Genomic DNA, 22783 nt, shown 5'->3' with positions numbered 1-22783 from the left:
CCACTCCTTTCTTTCCCTTAAAAAAAGATTCTGAAATGTAAGCTTAATGGCTCAACTTTCGCAGCTTTTCCCTCATGATAGGAATGACTTGAGATAAATCGCCAACGATTCCATAATCAGCAACTTTAAAAATCGGGGCTTCCGGGTCAGTATTAATAGCAACAATAGCTTTCGAGTTGGACATCCCTGCTACGTGCTGGATCGCGCCGGAAATCCCGCAGGCCAAATAGAGATCGGGGGTAACCACTTTCCCCGTTTGACCGATCTGTAATGAGTAATCGCAGTATCCGGCATCACAAGCTGCACGTGAAGCCCCGACAGCACCTCCAACCACTTCGGCTAATTCGTAAAGTGGTTTAAAGCCATCTGCGCTCTTAACCCCTCGCCCTCCCGAAACAATAATTCTCGCTTCGTTGAGGTCAATGCTGTCCGCTGCTTTGCGGATGACACTTTTCCGCTCGGTTCGAACGTTCCTATGCTCGATAGCGTAGTTAATCATTTCTGCAATGCGACTCGTGTCAGGTTCCTCAATTCGGATGTTGTTGGGGCGTATGGTAGCCATAATAATCCCCTCTTTAATCCTTGCTTTGTGAAAAGCTTTACCTGAATATATCGGGCACGTACATACAATGGAGTCTCCATTTACCTCGATGTCAATACAATCAGAAATCAAGGCTGTTCCTATATGGGCTGCAAATAGCGGCGCTGCATCTTTGCCGATAGTGGTATGTCCGAGCAATATCGCATCCGGATTTACTCGGCTACTTATAGTTGCAAGTGCGTCACAATATAGCTCAGCGGGATTACTATTATGTTGATTGGAGGAAACCGCGAATATTTGATCTGCTCCGTAATGAGCCAATAGACTGAACAATTCATGATCGTTGTTATCGATAATAATTGCAGTAACTTGACCGCCATCCGCCATCCTTTTTGCTGCACTAAGCACTTCCAGGGATACTTTACGTAATTTCCCATCACGTATTTCGGTTACAACCAGAACGTTTTTTGCCATCTCTTTTCAATCCTTCCTATGTTTAATAACGTTAATTAATTCAACTTTAATAGATTAGGAAATAGTGCGATCAACTGGTCTACTTGCTCCTCGGCGTCACCCTCCAGCAGTTTAACCTCACCTTTCTTCGGTGGCAAATACACATCACCGTATTCTAACATCGAGTTGGTATCCTCCGTGGAAAGACCCAAATCCTCCAGGGAATATCGATCGATGCTCTTTTTCTTAGCCTTCATAATACCTGGTAAAGATGGATAACGGGGTTCGTTTAATCCCTGCTGCGCAGTAATCAGAATAGGCAATGACGATTCTACGTTCTCCGTATCCCCTTCCGCATCTCTTTGCGCCAGCACCTTGTTTCCGTCAATTTTCAAGCTCGTCACCGCAGTAATAAAAGCAATATCCAATTCTTGCGCTACGCGGGGACCCATTTGTGTCGACCCATTATCAATGGTCATGTATCCACCCAGAATGATATCAAAGGACCCCCTTTTTTTAATTGCAGCAGCTAATATTTTGGACAATACGTAATCATCCTGTATAGACGATTCATCCTCTACACATACAGCGAAGTCAGCCCCCATTGCCAATGCATGACGCAGAGCGCTATCCGTGCGAGCCGGCCCTATAGCCACAACTGTTACTTCTCCGCCATGGGATTCTTTTAACTGAAGCGCCTCCTCAACCGCATATTCATCATAAGGGTTAAGAATAAATTTGACCCCGTTTTCGTTAATTTTACCGTCTTCCAGCGTGATTTTTTCTTCCGTGTCTAAGGTTTGTTTGATAAATACGATAATATTCAATAAGACTCATCCTTTCTGACATAAATTAAAATATTTAGTGTACCGGTTTACTAATTGTTATTTTTCTAGATTAAATAAACTAGATCAACGTACCCTAAGTGAAATGAAAATTTCGTTTAGATTACTAATGAGCGACGATGTTTAATTGTGTGATAGAAATATAAAATGTAGTAAACCGGTTTCCTCATCATTATATTTCGTGATGTTTTATGTGTCAATCCCCTTTTCACAATATCAAACTAAAAAACCTCTGAAATTACAGAGGCTTTAGTTTCTGTAGTAGGATCTCGCCGCTACCTTTTAGCTCCATAAGCGGAACCATTATCCAATTGCTCCTGCCATTCCGGTGCTGCAAGGCCCGTCACCCTTCCATTCAGGAGAGGATCATCCGTAGTCTTCATCCAAACATCCACCTGATCTCGAAGCTCTTTCAATACCTGTTGGTATTCCGGAACGTGGACAAGATTGTTAGTTTCAAGAGGATCATCCCGCAAGCTGTACAGCTCCTCCGGCACATTAGGCTTGTAGTATTCCTCCCTTACGACTTGCCCCGAAAGGCTGCGGTGAATGTCTAGAGGAAGATACACAGAAGGCCCGTCTTCAAAGTTGCGGATATATTTATAGCTTTCCGTTCTAACGCCCCTCATCGGATGGTATTGATCATGCCAGGTCAATTCGGAAAAAAAATGGTCTCTTGGCTTCGCATAGGTGTCCGGCTTAAACAAACCGAGAAAGCTGATTCCATCAAGCCCCTGAGGAATTTCCGCTCCCGCAAATTCAAGCAATGTGGGCATTAAATCTATATTACAAAGCAGCTGATTCATTACAAGTCCCCCAGCTATCTGTCCGGGATAATACATAATTAAAGCCGTTTCCAAGCCCGCATCCATCAGCGTCCCCTTTGCTCTCGGGAAGGCTATGCCGTGATCAGTCGTATAAATTACAAGCGTGTTATCGCTCAATCCGCTTTCTTCCAATCCACGGAGTATGCGACCTATGCTTTGATCCAGCACTTTGGCGGAGCCGTGCAGCAGCGCAAAATCCTCCCGAACCTGAGGTGTATCCGGCAGGTAAGATGGCGGCACTACTTTATCCACCGGGTCAGCGACCGCTTCATATTCATCAAAATCCCGATGTGTTTCAAAAAAGCCCACTGACGCGAAAAAAGGTTTTCCATCCTTGGCTTCAGCTTTTTCATGTAAATAGTCCAAGACCCTGTCAGCGACTTGAGGTCCCCTGTCTCCAGGAACCGGTAGTACCTTGTCATAACCAAGCTTGGAGGTGGACGAGGTTAACCGGCTGTCCGGTTCGTCTATCGTTTCATGGCTGAAGCCAATCAATGCTGTTTCGTAGCCTTGTTTGCCGAGCTCCTTAGGCAAGGTCGCTACACCCGGATGCATTGAAAATCCCAAATGGGCCAAACCGATCATCCCATGGTTATGCGGATACAATCCGGTCAATATACTTCCACGACTCGGACTGCACTGGGGAGCAGGGCAAAAATATCGATCGAAGCGTACCCCTTTTTCCGCCAAAGCATCAATCGATGGGGTTTCTACTGTTCGGCCATAGCAGCCCAAATATCTACCTGTATCGTGTGATATCATGAATATAATGTTAGGTTTTTTCATTGTATTGTCTCCTCTTGGCTGCTGCGGCGCTTTATTCTTTCACTGCACCGGAGGTTAAGCCTGAAATAATATGTCTTTGGAATATAAGCACCAGAATGACGATTGGTATCGTTACCGTTATGGCCGCTGCCGAAATCTCGCCCCATGGAAAAGTAAATTCTCCCTGGAACATCGCAATACCTACAGGTACTGTCATCATGTCTTGTTTGGAATTGATCGTTAAAGCGAAGAGAAATTCATGCCAGGCGTCAACAAACACAATAATCGCAGTCGTAAACAGTCCCGGTGCTGCGAGAGGAAGCAGGATTTTCCAAAAGGTTTGCATAATCGAGGCCCCATCGACCTTGGCCGCTTCCTCAAGCTCGAACGGTATTTTTTGAAAAAAGGTTGTCATATACCAAATGGATAACGGCAGCGCGAACGTCGTATAAGGGATTATAAGTCCCAAATAAGTATTTCGCAGACCTGTAGCCTGCATAAACAAAAAAATCGGAGAAATCGTGGCAATTTGCGGAAACATCGAAACAGCAAGCAGTACGCCCAAAAAGACAGATTTTCCCCAAAAGTGAAGCCGGGCAATCGCATATGCCGCAAAGGACGCGACGATCAGACTGTAAATCATGGTCAGGCCTGCTATCGAAAAGCTGTTGAGCAAATAACGGCCAAACGGATGATTAACGAATACGCGAACATAGTTATCCAATGTATAACCAGGGACGAATATATCAAAAGCATACGTTCCATACAGATACGCAGTTTGCTTAATGGAAGCCAGGAAAATCCACATGAAAGGAAACATGGCCGCCCCCACAAAAACCGTGACACCTAAATAGAAAAGAAAGCCTGCTTTTTTAACCATTGCGCATACCTCCTAACTCCCGCGTTTGCTGACTGCATCGGCGCCTAATATTTTTACATAGATCATACATATGATGGCGATACATAGAAACACGATAACAGACAATGCTGAGCCTGCGCCAAAGTTAAGCTCGGAAAACATCGTTTTGTAAGCGTAGATGGATATCGATTCTGTCGAATTGGCCGGCCCGCCACCTGTAAGCACATAAATCAGGTCAAATACACGGAAGGCATCCAGTGTACGGAACATGACCGCAACGAGGATCGTGGTTTTTAAAGAGGGCAGCGTAATATGAATGAACTGTTTCCACCGATCCGCTCCATCAACTTGGGCCGCCTCATACAAGGAGCCGGATATGGTTTGAAGTCCCGCCAGCAGCAGTAAAGCGACAAAGGGGGACGTCTTCCACATATCCGCCAGAACAATAGAGAACATAGCTCCAGACTTGGTAGACAGCAGTGTACTCATTTGCGGTATAAAGCCCGCTTCAGCAAACAGCTTTGCCACAATACCGTTCTGACCATCGTAGAGAAAGTGCCAGATCATAGCCGAAATGGCAGTTGGTGTAGCCCAAGGGATCAGAACCGCCGCTCGCACAAGACCGCGTCCCCGGAAAGAACGATTGATCAGGAGTGCTATCAGCAGGCCAAACAGCATTTCCATCGAAACGGCATAAACCGTGAACAAGGATGTATTACCGATAGATTGCCATAGACGACTATCCGTCAGAAATTTTTTATAATGGCCCAAGCCGACAAAGTTCGGTTCGATAAAGGTTCCTTGGAGTGCGTTCGTTAATCCGATCGCATCGTCAGGCCGTTTCATCATTCCTTTTTCTTTCAACTGCACCAAGCTGCTGTGAATGACACTAAGCTCAGATTTCACGCTTGCTGCCTTGTCATTATCAAGTTTCATGTATTTCAGCTGCGCAGGTACCGGTTTAAAATCATATAATAGCCGATCAATCTGCTCATACCTGTCTTTTATCGCCGGGTCTGTCTCCAATTCCTTGCGGATTTGTTCCGTTTTCAATCTTAACGGCTCTAATTCGGTACCCGCTGTGCCACCTGCACCCACCTCGGTCTCCAATGTTTTTAATAATATAGGTAACGTTTCTGCGTATTTCTCCATATCCAACGCATACATGGTATGAATCTCGCTCTTAGTCGGATCGTTTAGACGAATATCATATAAGCTGATCCAGAAGGAACGCATAACCGGCCAAATGGCAATAGCACAAATTAAAAGCACTGCGGGCAAAATCAATACATAGGCCGTCCTGCTTTCTTTTGTTAAACCGATTCGTTTGAACATTTCGGGGTCACCTGCCTTTAGCCGTATCGTAACAGGAAAAAATGAAGAGTCATCCTGCTGTATGACCCTCCATTCTATTGTTATTTCGCCTCTTTATCTTACTTCGCAGCAACTGCCTGCTTGATTTGTGTTTCCAGGTTAGTTAAAGTCTGTTCCGGTGTTTGCTCGCCTGCAATCGCTTTAGACACTTCCACTTGGATAATGCCGGAGATTTTTGCATATTGCGGTGTAATTGTCCTTGGAATCGCGCTGCTCAGACCGTTAACAAAATCACGATTCGCAAACAATGGGCTTGCTTTCTGCACTTCAGCATCGTCAAACAGTGGAAGATAGGTAGGCGTTTGTGTGCTGTTGATTGCGATTATCTTCTCCCCCTCAGCGCTGACCATGAATTTGAGGAACTCCCATGACTCCTTCGGATGCTTGGAGTATTTGTTAATTGCTGCAAGCCAACCTCCCAGTGCAGCCGCTGAACGCGCATCTCCTGAAGGAAGTGGAGCGATGCCAACATTGCCAGCTACCTTGGATACTTTCGGATCATTTGCTTGTGCGTATAAAGCCGGCCAATGGCGGGCGAACACAGCACTTCCTTCCATGAATGCAGTCAAGGTTTCTTTTTCCGTAAAGGTGTTCAGATTCGACGGTACTGCAGGAGACTTGGCGATTTTCACCAGCTGCTTTAATCCCTTAAGCGATTCTGGGCTGTTCACGGTTACATTGCCTTTATCATCGATAATTTTGCCACCGTAAGCACTAACCAGCTCTGTAAAACTGACCGATAATCCCTCATACTGCTTCGCTTGCGTAACAAAACCGTACTGAGTACCACCTTGGCCCTTCAACTGCTCTGCCTGCTTGATCAGATCATCCCAGGTTTTTGGTACGTCTTTCACCAAATCTTTCCGGTAGTACAACAGCCCTGAGTTATTATAACGTGGAAGCGCCCATTGCTGACCGTTGAAATATCCGGATTCGACTCCTGCTTTAAGGTATTTGCTAAGATTCACATTATCATCTTTAATCAACCGGTCAAGTGGAAGGATAAATCCGGCTTGTGCGAACTCCGCTGGCCATACCACGTCCAGATTGATAACATCCACCTCCGCCGATTTGCCACCCAAAATCGTTACGAGCTGATCATGTGTTTGCGAAGAGTCATTCGGGAAGTCGCGCAATTCCACTTCAATATTAGGAAACTTTGCCTGGAACGCGGCAACTAGCTTTTTCGTTCCCTCAGTTTGATCTGCACCTTGTCCGAATACAATTTTCACCTTTTCTGCCGATGGTTTGGTTTCTTTGGTTGGGCTGCTGTCTTGAGGAGCAGCTTGTTTGGAAGGAGCTTCTCCGCCGCAGGCAGCAAGCCCCGCAGAAATGGATAAAATTAATGCTGTGTTCAATAATTTGTTCATCATTTGTTTTCAGACCTCCAAATTAGTTTTGTTTTCATTTTTTATAAAAAAGAATGAAAGCTTTTCTGAAAAGCTTTTCAGAAAATGCAAGGCTCTTCATCAGAACCCCTTTCCAGCCTCCATCCTCAATTGCTACACATGATTTAATTGTTTAACCGAATCCCGTTCCACGATCCAGTGGTTCATATAGGACCTCATTTCATCCAACGCAACGCCATTTATTAAACTGTCCAACATTTTAATTGCCTGCGACCCCATCTCATACAGAGGCTGAGCGACTGTTGTCAGCTTTGGGTAACACATTCCTGCCATCCGCGTGTTGTCAAAGCCGATTACTGAAACTTCATCCGGTATCTTCACCTTGTGTTCATGCAGATAGGAAATCGCCGCAAGTGCTCTTTCATCACTAGTTGCAAATACAGCCGTCATCTCTGGGAACTTCGTATGTAATGCTTTCATTGCCTTGTAGCTGTCTTCAAAAAGGTATTTGCCATATTCAATGCGATTCTCCGGTACAAGTTCGATGTTATGTGCTCTATGAGCACGCAGAAAACCTTGAATTCTTGGCAAACCGGATATCGGATCAAGCATTGAACCACTGATCATTCCAATCTTTGTATGACCCTTCTTGATCAAATAATCAGTCGCATCATAGGCTGCTTGCTCGTCATCGACCTTGACTGATGGAATATCATACTCCAGACTGTGGGTAGCAGCAAGAACGATAGGGATATTTAAGCGTTTGAATACTTCATAGCTATCCGGAAATACAGGTTCACTGGTGAACACGATGCCGTCGATCTGCTTTTCGCTTAACACTTTCAGACTGGACAGCCTTCGCTCTTCATTATTATCCGTATTGCATATGATCAGGTTATTGCCGCTTTCATGAGCTGCATCTTCCATACCCTTGATCACTTCCGCATAAAACAAGTTGGATATATCTGGTATCAGGACGCCCAACGTTTTCGTTCGTTTGTGAATCAGGCCTATGGCCAAAGCATTAGGCGAATAATTCAGCTCCTGGACCGCCTGTAATACCTTATCGCGCTTATCTTTAACAACAATATTCGGATTATTCAAAACTCTTGAAACGGTACTGATTGAGACATTGGCCATTCGGGCTACATCTTTAATGGTTGATTTCATTTAATTTCACCTTATATTTGTAATGAAAAGCTTTTCATATCCATTATATCAAAGGTCTTTTGATTCAACCACTACAAAGTTTAAATAAAATAGATCGATCACCTGAGTAAGCTTTTTTTCTTATACCAAGTATTATACTCGGTATTGTGAGATTTTCAATAGGTAAATGAAAATTTTCCTTTTCACTTCTGTTTCCGCTGCTTGCGCCGGATTGGATTCTGATTTTCTAATAAACAAAAGCCCAGCCAAAACACGAAAATAAAGTGTTAAGACTGGGTTTTGCTGCAGGTCCTTGCATGCCTTGCAAGCTCTCTCCTTTAACCCGTATGAGTTCGTTTCTCAGACAAACGTCGATTAACAAATAGCATGAAAACCCCTGCGGATACGAATACTGATACCGCACAAACGATGAACACAACCTTGTACCCGGTATATTGGGCAACCCAACCGAGAATGATCGAACCGAGTCCAATGCCGAGATCAAACGCGGTCATAAAAGAAGCACTGGCGACACCCCTTTTATCTGGAGGAGCTAGCGTTAGATTAGCCGCTTGAAGAGCTGGCTGCGCGGAACCGAAACCGATCCCGTAAAGAACGGCAGCGACAATAACACCGATCAGTCCGTTTGAGAAGCTCAGTACCACCAACGACAATGCTGTAACAATCAGGGCCGGCAATATCACATAGGCTTCGCCGAATCGATCGGAAAGTCTGCCTGCAACCGGCCTTGCCAGCGTTAGCGATACAGCATATACCAAAAAGAATGTTCCAGAGTTTACCTGAATCGAATCCCCGAATAACGGTAAAAAAGTCGTGATCCCGCCGTATGCGACAGCTACGAAGAAGAGCACTGCCGTAACGGGCAGTACGGATCTCTCGAATAATACGATCTTCCTATCGGTCGTTTGGGGGCTAAAAGGAATGCGGGTTGAAAAAACGAGTAATAATGCTGCAGCAGATAGGCCTGTTGCGAGTAAAAACAAGCCATGAAACGAGCTGTTCTCCAGCACCCATATTCCCAGCATCGGACCTATCGCCATAGCGACCGTCATCGCCATGCCGAACCAACCCATGCCCTCCCCACGGCGCGAAGCCGGGATAATGTCCGTGATTGCAGTGCTGACTGCCGTCGTCGATAAAGCCCAACTGGCACCATGAAGCACGCGTAGAGCAAGTAAAATCGCCATTGTGCCTACCCAATCGTAAAGATACATCGAAAGGATAAAGAATAGCAGTCCCCAGATCATGAACGGTCTTCTGCCGTAACGATCCAGCAATCCCCCGACAATCGGACGAAAGACAACCGCCGTTAAAGTAAATACCCCTACCGCAAGTCCGACCTGCGATTCATTGCCACCCATTTCTTTAATAAAAAGCGGCATTGTAGGCAAAAGCAAATAAAAACCCGTAAATAAGATCAGCATCCCCAACGTCATCTGGATAAAAGATTTCGTCCATATTCGTTCCATACGATCCTCCTTTTGACAAATGCCTTCATGTCCGATCATTCGTCTTGCTGTGTTCGGACTCGTTCGATTTCTTCCTTTATCCACTCGATTTCAACCTCGCCCAGACGCTTGCGATGATCGAATACCCGCAGCAGCTGGACGCGCTGCTTCTCAGGTTCCGGCTTTTGCATTAACAGACGCGACTCGAATTGTAATACATGTATTACGCTCCTCTCGAGAATAAGCAGATACTGTTTCAGACAAGCCAGGCGCACTTCTTTGTCCACATATTGAAAGTACACCATCTTGAACCGGAATGTATTTTGCGTTTCCGCATCCAGGATGAAATCAAGCGGCTCCGCTATCAACAGCTGAAAACGATCACGCCCTGCTTCGGTAATCTCATATATTTTTCTCGTTCGTCCTCCCTTCGTTTCCTCTTCGACCCGCAAATTGATCCATCCGCTTTCCGTCATGCGAGAGAGCAGTGGATACAAAGTCCCCGAACTGATCTTCCGACCAAGCCCGACCGCATTTTTAAGAACATCCTGCAGCATATAACCATGCTTCTCACCCGTCATCAATTCTCCTAAGACAAACAATTCGTACAAGCCCGAATCACCACGTTCCTATATATGTCGTATCGATATATATTATATGTCGTATCGATATATTTATCTACTGTTTTTTTATTAAAAAAACGGCATCTCTGCCGTTATGGTATGAATATGAAAAGCAAATTATTATAAACGCGATTTTCGAGCCGCCGCAAAGGATGTCGTACTTAGCCACAAGGTTCACACTGGCTATCGCTATTTTGATCGAGGGAGTTGGTTATTTTACAAAGTATTGATTAATTTACCGAATATAGTTTAATATATTAACCAAACCGTTCATTTAATACCCTATAACCAGTTTACTATGGCAATGATACAAAGGAATACGATATATTTTGTTAAATTGACCTTAAAATTAAAGGAGGACATCCAAGTGGATCAAGTTGATAAACAAATCCTTTTCCATCTTCAAAATCAAGCAAGAATTTCGATGACAGAACTGGGTAAATATGTTAATCTATCCCAACCTGCGGTAACAGAAAGAGTGCGACGCATGGAGGAAAAAGGAATTATTGAGGAATACCGCACCATCATTTCTCCCGAGAAAACGGGGAAACAAGCAGCTGCTTATTTCCTGTTTCAGACTAGAGAGTGTGATTCATTTCTCGAATTTGTCCGCACGTCTCCCCATGTCGCAGAGTGTCACCGGATAAGTGGGGAACACAATTATTTATTAAAAGTGATGACCGACTCCATTCGCTCTCTTGAACAGTTTGGCAATGACTGCAATAAATATGGCACGTACACGATTTTGATTGTCATGTCTTCACCTGTCGACCATAAACCTTTCATTCCAGCTGTTGAAGAATCAAATGAGCTCAACCATGCTTCTTTGAAGTGAACCCATGTTCTCTGGCGCTCCACGCTACCAGCAGAGCAAAGAGCAGCAGAATAAACAAGACCCACGGGAAGGAACGGACATCTATAGCTTCGAGTAAAATAGCGCCGATTAAGCCGCCCCCGCCGATGGCCAGATTCCATGCCGTTACCAGCATCGATTGGGCTACGTCTACACTCTCGCCAGCGGCTTCGGCCACTGCCGTTTGCAGCAGGGTACCCGCTCCGCCGAACGTCAGGCCCCACACGGCAACCGCCAAATAGATCACAATAGGCTGACTGCTGCCAATGCCAAGCAGCATAGCGGCCAAGGCGAAAGCAGCAAGGCTGATCAGTACCAATCGACGCTGCATTCGATCAATCCACATACCGGTAATCCAGAGCCCAACAATCGATGTCATGCCGAAAATAAGCAGTATCAAGTCAACGCGACGGGCAAGCCCGACCTGAGCAAGGTAAGGCGCAATATAAGTGTAAAGAATATTATGAGCCAGCACCCATACCAGAACAACAGCCAATACGGGGCGAATCCCCTTCATAACGAAAACTTTGTGGAGCGGTAATTTCTGTTCCGTTGACTGCCCTTCAAAGTCCGGCATCTTCCAGGATATCCAGGCAACCAGCAGTACAGTCAGCAGCGACATGATCCCGAACACTGTACGCCAGCCGACCATTGTGCCGAGGAATGTTCCGGCAGGAACACCGAGCGCCAGGGCGAGTGGCGAACCGACCATTGCCACTGCCAAGGCTCGCCCCTTGAGCGCATCCGGCACCATTCGACGGGCATAACCTGCTGCCATTCCCCATAAGACACCACCTGATACCCCAGCAAGGAAACGGGCAGCCAGCGTAAGTGTATAATTGGAAGACATAGCGGTGACGCTATTGAACACAAGAAAACCAACCATGAGCAGCAGCAGCAGCGGCCGTCTCCGCCAACCTCTTGTTGCGGTTGTCAAAGGAATCGCGGCCAAGAGGGAGCCCAGAGCATACAACGTAACTAGTTGACCAGCGAGGGCCTCCGAGATTCCCAGCCCTTCACTGATTTGGGGCAGCAAGCCAGCTGGAATGGTCTCGGTGAAGAGACAAATAAATGCGGCCATAGCCAAGGCAAGTAAACCTGCCCATGGGAGACGGTCAGAAGACGTAGTGCTGGCGGTGGCACTTCGCGCGGCAGAAATATTGTGCTTTTTCAATTTGGAAACATCTCCTATTTAGATTTTGTGGATTAGTGAATCCATCTCCCAAGCGAGTATTCGCCGAGTAGTTATAAGTTTACAAAATAAAACCGCCATTTTACATACAGACATTAAGGTAAATTCGATTCAAGATACACAATATTAAACTCAATATTATACATTGACCTTTAATTTTAATGTTTTCTTATTAAAGGGCTTTCATCAAAAAAAGCTCAAGCGTCGTCTCCGCCTGAGCTTAGATATGTGTTTCCATTTCTCATATGAACTTCTGTGATTAGAGTCCTTGGACCAAAACCCGTTTCAAGAACATACCTGTGTAAGAAGCTGACACCTCGGCAACCTGCTCCGGTGTACCTTCGGCTACAAGCCGGCCACCCGCTGCACCTCCTTCCGGGCCAATATCAATCACCCAGTCAGATTCCCGGATTAGTTAATGGACGATATCCCGGAGAGTCTCAATAACTTTGGTACATCCTTCTGGGATGAGGGTTGGATATTTAATTTTGTCGGCAAGTTTTTGAGGTATAACATACCAGCATTGGCTGTCTATCTTCCAAGCCTCGAGTAGCGCATGATGGTGCGAAACATCCTCTTATCTGTAAGCGCATTGAAGATGTATTTATCCGGTGACGTATTGACCTCAATTATCCACGGCTTCAATTTTCCATCAATTCCTATATCCACCCCGTATGACCGAAACCGTGGGAAAACGCCTCTCATATGTCTGCTGATCTTGACACTCAACGTCTTGAGTCCAGCTACATAGGGTACTTGCTTGTTTTTGGGCATAAAAGGGGCCAGCAATTCATGGGCAGGCATCGGCCTCCCACCGCTATGATAGTTGGTCACGACCTTATGGGGTCGAGCTAAGCGTCCCACAATTCCTGTTGCTTCCCACTTTCGCTCTGGGCTGCGCTGTACCATGACTCGTAGATCGAACGGACGACCATGGAAGTGGAGTAATGGGATGCCTTTTTGAACGAGGTAGGTTTTCTTCCCCTTTTCTTTGACGAAAGCTGCATAGGCCCCATCAAACGTGGTATAGAATCGGCTTCGTGTGCCATTCTGCAGTCGATAGCCTTTTGCACTGCGAGACAATTTAAAAATACCAAAGCCCCCTGTGCCGTGGCTTGGTTTTAGATACACAGCACGATATTTCTCAAGCATCCCTCTTACGTTTGTTTTATTGACAAGGCTCGTCGGTGGCAAGTGATGGGCCAATTCCTTATTATTCATCAGCGCCCGATATTTTCCCAGCTTATTATTCCAGTACTTCAAGTCATCACCCCAAATCATCAGATATCTCCACGTTTTAGTTATATGCGGAATGTTATTCTGTGTTTGGACGTTTTGACTGTCTACTCGTGTATCCTTGTCATGATCGATCTTGAACTCAAGAGGAATTGCACTTCACCCTGCATTCGTATTACAGTAGTATCAAGCAATTGTTGTCGTTTCAGCTGCATACCTGGTTATATGTTCCCTGAATCCCTCTATATTGCCCACACTGCTACCATTTAACATTACATTCCACCTGAGGTTATGTAATAATTAAGGTAGCCTATATAAATCCAGAGTAAAGGAGTCCTGACCTATGCAAATATCTTCTTTTTTGTTTCCCAAAGATCATGTTGCTTATATTACCACCTCCATGTCCATGAAAGAAGCTATGGAACATTTGGAGCATCACCAATACTCGGCAATCCCCATCATTGACAGTGAAGGGAAGTATGTAGGCACCTTATCGGAAGGCGATTTGCTATGGAAGCTGAAAAATACCCCTGGCCTAGATTTTGATAATATGAATAGTGTCTCCATAATTGACATCAAAAAACGCCTCAAGATCGAATGTGTTTCGATTAATGCACAAATGGAGGACATGCTGGCACTTGCGGCTGATCAAAACTTTGTACCTGTCGTAAACGATGATCGTGTGTTTATCGGTATTATTCGCCGTAAAGATATTATCGAATACTACACCAAAAATATAACCGATTAACATGGCTTCTTTGATTACAGTCGATTCCGCTCTAATATTCCTAATACGGTCACTGCAACGAGGCTGCTGTTTCATTGGCAGCCTCTTGTATACATAAGATTGGTGAAATCAAGCATAATAAGTTGATCATTGAAAGTGAGGATCTATGCAGCCTATGAGTATCGAATCATCGCGATTATTTATCGCCATTCCTATAGACGAACAATGGAGACAACAATTGACTCAACAAATGACAAGACTCCAACCCAAGCTTCCTTTTCAAAAATGGACACACCCTGAGGATTACCATATTACGCTGAAATTTTTAGGGGATACATCCGTTGAACAATACGAGCGGCTGTCTAAACTGTTAACTCACGTTGCTGAAACGACCCAGCCCTTTCAACTAACGCTGACAGAATGGGGAACCTTTGGCCCTCACGCTTCACCCAGTATTTTATGGGCAGGTGTGGGAGGTGATCTGTTACCATTAATGAACTTACAGCAATATATAGATAATAGTATGACTGAACTCGGATTCCTCAAGGAAAACCGCGATTTTCACCCTCATTTGACCATCGCTCGACGCTATAAAGGTGACTCTATCCCATTCTCTATTACAAATTTGGTCCCACACGTATCGGAGTCTACTTTGTACAAGTCGGTCAATGAATTTAAGCTTTATGAAAGCCATCTTCAAAAAACACCGATGTACGAGCCCATTGCTTCTTTTACATTCAGCAAATAAAAGAGTCGCCGTTCTGCACAGCGACCCTCTACCTTACTTTTTCTTTGCAGCGATGAAAGCATCGACCTGTTTTTGAACCTCAACAATAATCCGGTCCAAGCCTGCTGCTTTTTGTTTCTCAATATACTCACTTACCGCTTTATCCGCATCTTTTACAGCACCGGCTTCAATCGCCCGGCCTAGTTCGTTTTGAACCTGATCGCGCTGAGCCAGCTCGTTCTTAATCTTATCGCTGACCACAAAGAAGCCATCCAGCGGATTCGTGATATTGCTTGGGTCGTTGGCGAATTCTGCCTCTTTTACCCAGAAGCCTTCTTTATAAGTCGGATTCGGTCTCATAAATTGCGGCTTCCAGAGCGCCCATTGCCCGCCCCATTCCATGTAATTACTTGTTGTGGCGTTCATTCCAGCCGGATAATTCGCTGTTTTGCCATCCAATATATAGTTTTTGCCCTCGACCCCATATTGCACGAGATCATACAGCTTCTGGTCTGTCTCCATCATATCCAGGAAACGAAGAACCAGATCCGGGTGTTTCGAGTTTTTATTGATAGCTACAACATTTGCCAATGCTGTACGGTTCGGGAATTTTTTATCGGGATACAGCTGGGAAGATGAACGCTCAGACGATTTATCCGAGAAATTTTCTTCTGCATTTGCCCATTCGTGGGAGCTGTTAGCGAGCAGCATTTTACCATTTCTAAACTTAGGACCCGGATCTTCTTTATCAACCAGAACATCCTTATTAATAATGCCATCGAGATACCATTTCTGCGCGTATTTAGCCATGTCGCTGTAAGTTTTCGTTTGCTCCAAGGCTTTTACTTTAAAGGTTGAATCATTCAGCTCCACGATGAGCTGATTGCCCCCCTGCGCCGACAAATCATTCAACTCATCGCGCAATTCAAAGAAACCGGATAGCACAGTTGGAACTACAGGGAAAGCCACCTTCATGTCAGGGTAAGCTTTTCTGATTTGATGCGCCAAATTGTCGAGATCCTCCAAGGTTTTGATGGAACCCGGTGCTGGCTCAATACCCGCTTTTTTCGTTAAATCAGCACGCCATTTCACAAAAGGCCTTTGACTCATTTTCATCGTCCATGGCAGTGCCACCACTTGCCCGTTTACCGTAGCAGCAGCCAATGTCCCTTGCTCTTGATATTTTTTATTCAAATTCGGCGCATATTTGGGAAGCAAGTCGTTAAGCCCCAGATACGCACCCTTGGAAGCCATTTGGCGGTAAGCCAACCAATCCCCATCGTAATTCATATCCCAATCATCACCGGATGCTGACATGACAAGCAATTTTTCTTTATAGGGGTCGCCAAAAGGTATTACATTCACTGTAAATTTAACATTTAAGCCTTTGGATTTCACGTAGTCACTGACAGCCTTCCATACTTCATCTGTACTTGACTTCTTATCCCCGCCAAAATAAAATTTCAGTGTGACCTCCTCTTCTTTGGATGTCGGCTTTTGGGTATCAGCTGCTGCTGTTCCTGTTGGTGTTGTTGGTGTACTCCCTGATGGTTTCGTATCACTGCTGCACGCGGTCAAGGTCACACCGCTCAGGAGCATGGTCGCTGCAAGCAGCGTAGTAAACGGTTTCTTGATCATATGACTCTCCCCTTCAATTGATTGGATTCAATATACTAAACAGCGATGGCTGCAATAGCTTGGATTCATCCCTTAACGGCGCCTACCATTAAACCTTTGACAAAATACTTTTGCAGGAATGGATATAGAAAAATGATCGGCCCAATCGTGATCACGGTTACAGCCATCTTGACGCCCTCAGTAGGAAGTGTTGCCGCTACCCGCTGCATTTCAGCCGAATTGGTGGAGCTTTTGAGAAACTCGACGTTGCTTACAATCGTCCGCAGCATAAGCTGCAAAGGCTGAAGCTTTTGATTATCGACGAACATAAGCCCAAGGAACCAGTCATTCCAATAATTCAAAGCGACGAATAAAGATATCGTTGCCAGTACCGGCTTGGCTAGTGGAGCTATAATTTGCAGCATGATTCTCCATTCGCTTGCACCGTCAATCTTCGAGGATTCAAAAAGCTCTTCCGGAATCGACTGCAAAAAGTTGCGAATCAGGAACAAATTAAAGCCTTGCGCCAGCGGTGGCAAAATCAATGCCCAAACGGTATCCTTCAAGTGCAGATAATTGACACAAATGATGTACCAAGGTACCAATCCCCCATTGAACATCAGCGTTAGCAGAGCAAAAATCGATAATGCATTTCGATACTTCAGTGTTCTCCTTGCCATCGCATAGCCGCCGAGATAATTGACGAGAACAGCCAGCACAGTGCCTACGATGGTTACGAAAATACTGATTTTATAACCATCAATAATACGTTCTGCACCCAGAAATAACATACGATAAGCGGTTAGATTGGGATGAAGCGGCACCAGTGTGTATCCATGCTTGGCGATGTCCGCCTCCGTGCTCAAGGAACCGCTAATAACCATCACAAAAGGGATGAGACAGAACAAGCAAAATAGAGAAATCCAAATCATCATGATAAGCTGAGAAAATTGAAATCGTTTCATTGTCATGAATCCAACATCCTTTGTGGTAAATTAGAACAGCGCAGAATCTTTATCGATTTTTCTGGCGATCAGGTTGCTCCCCAGCACCAGGATGAAAGCACCAATCGATTGCAGAAACCCGGCAGCAGCAGACATTCCAATATCACCGTTCACTCTCAGACCCCTGTATACGAAAGTATCGATGACGTCTGTGGTTGGATACAAGGTCGAAGCATCGCCAATAACTGCATAGAACATGCCGAAGTCAGCGTTCATAATCCGTCCGATAGCGAGTAATGTTAGAATAATAATAGTTGGCTTCAGCATCGGCAGGCTGATATAGCGGATTTGCTGCCATTTGTTCGCTCCATCGATTGCAGCTGCTTCAAAGTAAGAAGCGTCGATCCCCGTCAATGCGGCCAAGTAAATGACACTTCCATATCCTGTTACTTTCCAGCGCATAATCAACACCAGGATCGCCGGCCATAGGCCAGGCTTGCTGAAGAAGTCTATCGGTTCAAATCCAAAAAACGAGATGATGGAATTAACAGCCCCAACATCTGTCAGCAGATTGTAAGTAAACACACCCACAACGATCCATGAAATAAAGTAGGGCAGAAACGTTAAGGATTGTGCTACTTTTTTGAATGCTTTGTTGCGGATTTCGTTGAGCAGCAGGGCCAGACTGACTTCAAATATCAATCCTGAGAAAACAAATAATAAATTCAGGAAAATCGTATTCCTTAGCGCCCGAAGCGCGTATTCGGAATTGAACAGGAATTTAAAATTGTTGAAGATCGGATTCGCCCAGCTGCTGCCAAATATGCCTTGAGTAAAATCAAAATTTTTAAAGGCAATGACGAGCCCTCCCATCGGCATGTAATTAAACACAAGAAGCAGCAGCCCAACAGGTACAAACATCAAGTAGACAGACCCATTCCTCGTCATTTCCCCCAAAAATCTCTTCGTCACACCCATTCTCTTCCTCTCCTATCCTAATCTCTCTATCATGAAGGTGTGTTGCTTGATGTCTTTATTGTACGGTCTGGGCCATTTATAAACTATGAGGCAGACTTAAACTTTCACCCCGCATTATTAGCCTAATAAATTGAATGTCCACAGAAAACACAAATGACCCTTAAGCCGGCACTTTCTTCCAAAGTGTCCAGCTCGTGGGTCACCATCACTCCAAGTAGAGTTTCCTTCACTTCATTTGATCTCTGTATCCTGCTGTAGGATGGGATGCCTGATCGTTATATGCGTTCCTTCCATCGGCGCGGATACAATACTCAGCCCATATTCTTCGCCAAAATAGAGCTTGAGCCGTTGATGAACATTCCACAATCCTACGCCCTGACGAGCCCCGCTGCGCTCCTCTCCGATTCGGCCATCATGGATTTGTTGCAAAACCTGCTCCGGAATCCCTTTCCCGTTGTCTGACAGCTCGAAGATGAGCTGACTCCCCTCACGTTTACCGGTCAGTACTATCTTCCCCTTGTCCATTTGGTCGCGTATCCCATGATGAATCGCATTTTCCACTAATGGCTGCAGCAGCAGACGCAGGACTGGCAGTTCCATCAATCCCTCATCGACAAGCACCACAACGCGCAGCGGACGATCCAATCGGGCAGATTCAATGTGCGTATAAGCTTTCAAATGATCCAACTCTCTGCGTACAGTTGTCAATTCCTTCCCTTGATTCAAGCTGAGTCGCAAAAGATTTCCCAGCGACGCAACCATTTCACTAATATCAGCCAAATGATGAGACTCCGCTTTCCAACGGATGGATTCAAGCGTGTTATACAGGAAATGAGGATTGATTTGGTGACTGAGCACCTGAAATTCCAGTTCCTTCTTGACCTGTTCCGACACATATACTTCTTGAAGCAGCTGCTGGATCTTTTGTGTCATCTGAATGTAACCGTTGTAAAGCCACCCGATTTCATCCTGTCTGTTCGTTTGCACGAGCGTCGTTTGAAAATCACCCTGCTCCAGCTTTCGCATGGATCGAACCAGCCGCATAATCGGATTGGTAAAATGCAGCGTTATGTAAATGATCACACCCACACAGGAAACGATATAAGCCACAACAAATACGACCGTCAGCTTCGTTATTTCCTGAATGGGACTCATTAAAGTCGCTAGCGGAATGCTGCTGACCATGACCCAAGGCTCATCGGTTAAACGGGCATACGTAATCAGAGATTGGGAATTGCCAAAATTAATAATTTCGGTTCCCTCATTGTGCTGTTTAATGACATTTAATAAGGCAGCCGAATTGATATTGGAACCGATCAGCTCTTTCTTGGTGTGTGAGAGCACGTGTCCTTCATCATTGAGAATGAAAGACTCCTGCCCCTTGAGAGATTGGGGTGGCGTTACAAATCGATACATTTGATCTTCCAAAATATCTACCGCAATAATTCCTCGAGGTTCATTATCATACAAGCCTGTAAATTGTTTCATCCTCGTTATTAACGGTGTCGGGTAAAAAGACGGATTGTCCTGTGGTAAAAACAAACGCCAGGTTGGCTTTCCATGTGAAATTTCATCGCGGAACCATGCCTGCTCAGCTAAGCTGCTGCCATCATCCAAATTTTTAGTGAACGTTGGGTAGTCCTCCAGATGAACCGGATATATACGCAAACGGAACGCGCCTGCGCCGCCAAGCAGGAGTTGTTTCTGATAAATGAAGCTCGCCATCTCAACGGCTACATTGCTGTCCTCTTCCGGTGTTTGTGGTTTCGTATCCAGCAGCTGTTGAAGCTGTTTGGTTCCAATAATATCGTTGATGCTATTGTTTAAACCGTCTAGATAGGCATCAAAATTTTTCCGATTTTGCATGAAGTAAGCTATGTAGAAAGATTCACTGGCGTCCGATATGCCTTTAGTAGACTGATGATACGAGTAATAGGAAAAAAATAAAAAGGGCGCAAGGATTAGACAAAAGAACAAAACGATAATTTTCCTGCGAAATGAGCCATTCAGTATGAGTCTTGAATTATTCATCCTGAATGCCTCTTAAGTTGCGATATTCCTTGGGCGTCATGCCTGTCGTTTTCTTAAACAATTTGGCAAAATGAACGGGATCTTTATAGCCCACAAGCTGTGATATTTGATAAATTTTGTAACGAATATCGCCCAGCAGGTCTTTGGATTTCTCCATGCGAATATCCGTTAAATATTCCAGAAAAGTGGATCGTTTTTCCTTTTTAAATAATTTGCTAAGCCATACAGGCGTCACATACACTTGTTCTGCCACGCTTTGCAAGGTTAAGCTGTCTGCGTAATTTTTCTTCATATATTGCTCAGCTGTCATTAAGATCTGGTTATGAGATTGGGATAGCTGCCCAAAACCACGGGACACTTCCATTAGATATCTCGTTGTCTGAATCTGAAGAGACTCCATCGTATCGTACTGCTCCAACTGCTCCCATAATGCTATGACATTATGTTCCCACCAGCAATCTTTATATCCCGCAGCCGATGCCTTTTTAAAAAATTCAAGCAGCCATTCAAAGGTCTTCTGTTGAATATCACGGATATTCGTATAGGACCAAGTACGAACCAACTCAGAGAATTCGTCCATCTGCTGCACAATTTCCTGCTCCGACCCATATTTGACGAGATCCAGCAGCGCATCCAGCTCGCTCAAATGAATCTCGTTGAATTCCTTATCCTCCCCATGCACTCCAGCCATCAGAACCCGATTTCCACCATAGATCACTTTGTGCTCAAGCGTTTCGACGGCCTCGTTGTAGATCATTGCCAGTTTGGAAAATTTGTCGGATGCCGCGCTCGTTCCGATACTGACGTTTACTTTGACATACTTATTAATACGTTCAATCAGAAGCTCTGCCAATTGTAGACTGGCTGTTGTGTCTTCCCCTTGTGTATGCTCTAACATAATGACACAGCGATCCTTGGCATCGCGAAAAATCGTAAATTGCCGTTGACTCTCCTCTTTCAACGTTTGCACGATCACATTGTCAGTGGCGAAAAGAACCAGCTCTTTTTCGTGTTTATACCGTTTGGATTGCTCGATGGCCTTCATATTATCAATTTCGAGCAGAAGCAGAACAACCGAGCTTTCCAGAAGCCAATCCAGATTCACACTCGTTAGGCGATGCCGAATACGCGAGTCCAGCTGGTTCTGGTTATCCTTCTTAATTAATTCTTGCAGCAGTTGTTCCTGGATGCGAGGCATCGCCTGCTTCACATTGTTTTCCAGAAAATCCTGATTGGATCTGCGAAGCCGTTCTGCCCGTACTAGATCAACTGCTCTCTGTACGACTCCTTTCAATTCATCCAACCGAATTGGCTTTAATAAATAATCCATGACACCAAGCTGCAGCGCCTGTTTAACAAACTCAAAATCATCATAGCCGCTGACTACGATTGAACTGCCCATAGGGAAGCCTTCGTTATGCAGATGTTTTAGACATTCAATTCCCGACATTCGATTCATTTTGATATCAGTAATTAGAATATCGGGCCTCATATCACGAAAAATTTGAAGTGCTGTATCTCCGTCATCAGCTGCGATCACTTCATCAATACCGTAATCCGACCATGGGAAAACTTTTTTCAGACCTTCACGAATTTCTTTTTCATCATCCACAAGCAGCACTCTAATCATGATTCCAACTCCTAGTTGTAGTCCTTCCCCCTTTAACTATACCAACCAAACCGCTCGTGCAAATAAGACAATATTAAATTTTCAAGGGGAATGCCAATCATTTGGGCGTCTTGTCCTCCTGGAGCTTGTCCTCAACTTGAAGCAAATGCGAGACTTCACCAAGACTCTTGTTAGTAACGACATCCAGCATTTCTTTTTTTAATACACGAACGTTTTCTTCGAGCACTTTGGCTTTTACAATCAACGCCCCTGATGACTGCACACCTATACCAATAAACTGAGACGCTGCTTCCGAACGGCTCTGCGCAAGCCCTGAATTCACTAATAAATCCACTGCAGCCAACGAGGTGTCATCCAGCCTTACAGAAATGACGATACTTCTTTTAGATTTTTTACTCATCATTAACACCTTTGTCTAATAGTGTAACACTTATTACAAAACACTTTAGCACACCATCTATTAACTGTCAAAATATTCCTTTTAAAAGTTTATCAAACATCGTAATCCTATCATTATCCAAATATTCACAAGTAGATTGTAGTTAAAAAATTCATTGCATATAGTCCCTTATTTGTGGAAATAATGTAAATACT

General features: G+C 44.8%; 21 protein-coding genes. 3 read left to right on the top strand and 18 right to left on the bottom strand.

The window, feature by feature from the left end; all coding sequences use genetic code 11:
- Positions 1–43: 43 nt before the first annotated feature.
- From BK127_RS24975 to BK127_RS24935, 9 genes are all read right to left on the bottom strand, one after another.
- Entirely contained in the window at positions 44–1015 is a 972-nt protein-coding gene (locus tag BK127_RS24975; protein WP_076234249.1) for an electron transfer flavoprotein subunit alpha/FixB family protein, read from the bottom strand.
- Between the two features lie 35 nt (positions 1016–1050).
- Positions 1051–1821 (bottom strand): electron transfer flavoprotein subunit beta/FixA family protein, encoded by a 771-nt coding sequence (locus BK127_RS24970; RefSeq protein WP_076234248.1) that lies wholly within the window; start codon positions 1819–1821, stop codon positions 1051–1053.
- A gap of 293 nt (positions 1822–2114) precedes the next feature.
- Positions 2115–3452 carry a sulfatase family protein gene (locus BK127_RS24965; protein ID WP_076234247.1) on the bottom strand — a complete coding sequence of 446 codons (1338 nt, stop codon included), beginning with the start codon at positions 3450–3452 and terminating at the stop codon, positions 2115–2117.
- A gap of 31 nt (positions 3453–3483) precedes the next feature.
- Positions 3484–4311 (bottom strand): carbohydrate ABC transporter permease, encoded by an 828-nt coding sequence (locus BK127_RS24960; protein WP_076234246.1) that lies wholly within the window; start codon positions 4309–4311, stop codon positions 3484–3486.
- A gap of 12 nt (positions 4312–4323) precedes the next feature.
- Complete coding sequence (locus tag BK127_RS24955) at positions 4324–5625, bottom strand: carbohydrate ABC transporter permease (protein WP_076234245.1); 1302 nt, start codon at positions 5623–5625, stop codon at positions 4324–4326.
- Between the two features lie 98 nt (positions 5626–5723).
- Positions 5724–7037 (bottom strand): ABC transporter substrate-binding protein, encoded by a 1314-nt coding sequence (locus BK127_RS24950; RefSeq protein ID WP_076234244.1) that lies wholly within the window; start codon positions 7035–7037, stop codon positions 5724–5726.
- 129 nt (positions 7038–7166) lie between these two features.
- Positions 7167–8183 carry a LacI family DNA-binding transcriptional regulator gene (locus BK127_RS24945; RefSeq protein ID WP_076234243.1) on the bottom strand — a complete coding sequence of 339 codons (1017 nt, stop codon included), beginning with the start codon at positions 8181–8183 and terminating at the stop codon, positions 7167–7169.
- 317 nt (positions 8184–8500) lie between these two features.
- Positions 8501–9652, bottom strand: coding sequence for an MFS transporter (locus tag BK127_RS24940; protein ID WP_076234336.1), 1152 nt, complete (start codon positions 9650–9652; stop codon positions 8501–8503).
- 35 nt (positions 9653–9687) lie between these two features.
- Positions 9688–10242, bottom strand: a complete 555-nt coding sequence (locus tag BK127_RS24935) for a PadR family transcriptional regulator (protein ID WP_076234242.1) — start codon at positions 10240–10242, stop codon at positions 9688–9690.
- 379 nt (positions 10243–10621) lie between these two features.
- Between BK127_RS24935 and BK127_RS24930 the strand changes: the two genes are divergently transcribed.
- Entirely contained in the window at positions 10622–11089 is a 468-nt protein-coding gene (locus tag BK127_RS24930) for an Lrp/AsnC family transcriptional regulator (protein WP_076234241.1), read from the top strand.
- Here the strand turns inward: BK127_RS24930 and BK127_RS24925 are convergent.
- The 3 genes from BK127_RS24925 to BK127_RS24920 all read right to left on the bottom strand — a co-directional run bounded on the left by BK127_RS24925 (position 11067) and on the right by BK127_RS24920 (position 13580).
- Positions 11067–12281 (bottom strand): MFS transporter, encoded by a 1215-nt coding sequence (locus tag BK127_RS24925; RefSeq protein ID WP_076234240.1) that lies wholly within the window; start codon positions 12279–12281, stop codon positions 11067–11069. The genes BK127_RS24930 and BK127_RS24925 overlap by 23 nt on opposite strands.
- 277 nt (positions 12282–12558) lie before the next feature.
- Positions 12559–12693: a hypothetical protein gene (locus BK127_RS44905; RefSeq protein WP_256711436.1), complete on the bottom strand. Its 135-nt coding sequence runs from the start codon at positions 12691–12693 to the stop codon at positions 12559–12561.
- Positions 12694–12830: 137 nt separating this feature from the next.
- Positions 12831–13580, bottom strand: a complete 750-nt coding sequence (locus tag BK127_RS24920) for a YheC/YheD family protein (protein WP_076234239.1) — start codon at positions 13578–13580, stop codon at positions 12831–12833.
- 298 nt (positions 13581–13878) lie between these two features.
- On the opposite strand from BK127_RS24920, the gene BK127_RS24915 reads away from it, so the two are divergent.
- Positions 13879–14283: a CBS domain-containing protein gene (locus tag BK127_RS24915; RefSeq protein WP_076234238.1), complete on the top strand. Its 405-nt coding sequence runs from the start codon at positions 13879–13881 to the stop codon at positions 14281–14283.
- A 154-nt stretch (positions 14284–14437) separates the two neighbouring features.
- Positions 14438–15010, top strand: coding sequence for an RNA 2',3'-cyclic phosphodiesterase (thpR, locus tag BK127_RS24910; protein ID WP_076234335.1), 573 nt, complete (start codon positions 14438–14440; stop codon positions 15008–15010).
- Between the two features lie 33 nt (positions 15011–15043).
- Here thpR and BK127_RS24905 read toward each other — a convergent pair whose 3' ends face one another.
- From BK127_RS24905 to BK127_RS24880, 6 genes are all read right to left on the bottom strand, one after another.
- Positions 15044–16627 (bottom strand): DUF3502 domain-containing protein, encoded by a 1584-nt coding sequence (locus tag BK127_RS24905; RefSeq protein WP_076234237.1) that lies wholly within the window; start codon positions 16625–16627, stop codon positions 15044–15046.
- A gap of 65 nt (positions 16628–16692) precedes the next feature.
- Positions 16693–17577, bottom strand: a complete 885-nt coding sequence (locus BK127_RS24900; RefSeq protein ID WP_076234236.1) for a carbohydrate ABC transporter permease — start codon at positions 17575–17577, stop codon at positions 16693–16695.
- Between the two features lie 24 nt (positions 17578–17601).
- A complete protein-coding gene (locus tag BK127_RS24895; protein ID WP_076234235.1) occupies positions 17602–18528 on the bottom strand; it encodes an ABC transporter permease in 927 nt (308 codons plus the stop codon).
- A gap of 231 nt (positions 18529–18759) precedes the next feature.
- Complete coding sequence (locus BK127_RS24890; RefSeq protein WP_076234234.1) at positions 18760–20559, bottom strand: cache domain-containing sensor histidine kinase; 1800 nt, start codon at positions 20557–20559, stop codon at positions 18760–18762.
- Positions 20552–22189: a response regulator transcription factor gene (locus tag BK127_RS24885; protein WP_076234233.1), complete on the bottom strand. Its 1638-nt coding sequence runs from the start codon at positions 22187–22189 to the stop codon at positions 20552–20554. The genes BK127_RS24890 and BK127_RS24885 overlap by 8 nt, the downstream gene beginning before the upstream one ends.
- A gap of 97 nt (positions 22190–22286) precedes the next feature.
- A complete protein-coding gene (locus tag BK127_RS24880) occupies positions 22287–22589 on the bottom strand; it encodes a hypothetical protein (protein WP_076234232.1) in 303 nt (100 codons plus the stop codon).
- Positions 22590–22783 lie beyond the last annotated feature (194 nt).

Source organism: Paenibacillus sp. FSL H7-0331 (assembly GCF_001956045.1).
The sequence above is the reverse complement of the archived record's forward strand: the minus strand, read 5'-3'. Positions and strand labels throughout refer to the sequence as shown.

Excerpts from the sequence above, each read along its gene's own strand:
- BK127_RS24975 (WP_076234249.1), bottom strand. The coding sequence starts at position 1,015 with ATGGCAAAAAACGTTCTGGTTGTAACCGAAATACGTGATGGGAAATTA.
- BK127_RS24965 (WP_076234247.1), bottom strand. The coding sequence starts at position 3,452 with ATGAAAAAACCTAACATTATATTCATGATATCACACGATACAGGTAGA.
- BK127_RS24960 (WP_076234246.1), bottom strand. The coding sequence starts at position 4,311 with ATGGTTAAAAAAGCAGGCTTTCTTTTCTATTTAGGTGTCACGGTTTTT.
- BK127_RS24955 (WP_076234245.1), bottom strand. The coding sequence starts at position 5,625 with ATGTTCAAACGAATCGGTTTAACAAAAGAAAGCAGGACGGCCTATGTA.
- BK127_RS24950 (WP_076234244.1), bottom strand. The coding sequence starts at position 7,037 with ATGATGAACAAATTATTGAACACAGCATTAATTTTATCCATTTCTGCG.
- BK127_RS24945 (WP_076234243.1), bottom strand. The coding sequence starts at position 8,183 with ATGAAATCAACCATTAAAGATGTAGCCCGAATGGCCAATGTCTCAATC.
- BK127_RS24940 (WP_076234336.1), bottom strand. The coding sequence starts at position 9,652 with ATGGAACGAATATGGACGAAATCTTTTATCCAGATGACGTTGGGGATG.
- BK127_RS24920 (WP_076234239.1), bottom strand. The coding sequence starts at position 13,580 with ATGATTTGGGGTGATGACTTGAAGTACTGGAATAATAAGCTGGGAAAA.
- BK127_RS24915 (WP_076234238.1), top strand. The coding sequence starts at position 13,879 with ATGCAAATATCTTCTTTTTTGTTTCCCAAAGATCATGTTGCTTATATT.
- thpR (WP_076234335.1), top strand. The coding sequence starts at position 14,438 with ATGAGTATCGAATCATCGCGATTATTTATCGCCATTCCTATAGACGAA.
- BK127_RS24905 (WP_076234237.1), bottom strand. The coding sequence starts at position 16,627 with ATGATCAAGAAACCGTTTACTACGCTGCTTGCAGCGACCATGCTCCTG.
- BK127_RS24900 (WP_076234236.1), bottom strand. The coding sequence starts at position 17,577 with ATGACAATGAAACGATTTCAATTTTCTCAGCTTATCATGATGATTTGG.
- BK127_RS24895 (WP_076234235.1), bottom strand. The coding sequence starts at position 18,528 with ATGGGTGTGACGAAGAGATTTTTGGGGGAAATGACGAGGAATGGGTCT.
- BK127_RS24890 (WP_076234234.1), bottom strand. The coding sequence starts at position 20,559 with ATGAATAATTCAAGACTCATACTGAATGGCTCATTTCGCAGGAAAATT.
- BK127_RS24885 (WP_076234233.1), bottom strand. The coding sequence starts at position 22,189 with ATGATTAGAGTGCTGCTTGTGGATGATGAAAAAGAAATTCGTGAAGGT.
- BK127_RS24880 (WP_076234232.1), bottom strand. The coding sequence starts at position 22,589 with ATGAGTAAAAAATCTAAAAGAAGTATCGTCATTTCTGTAAGGCTGGAT.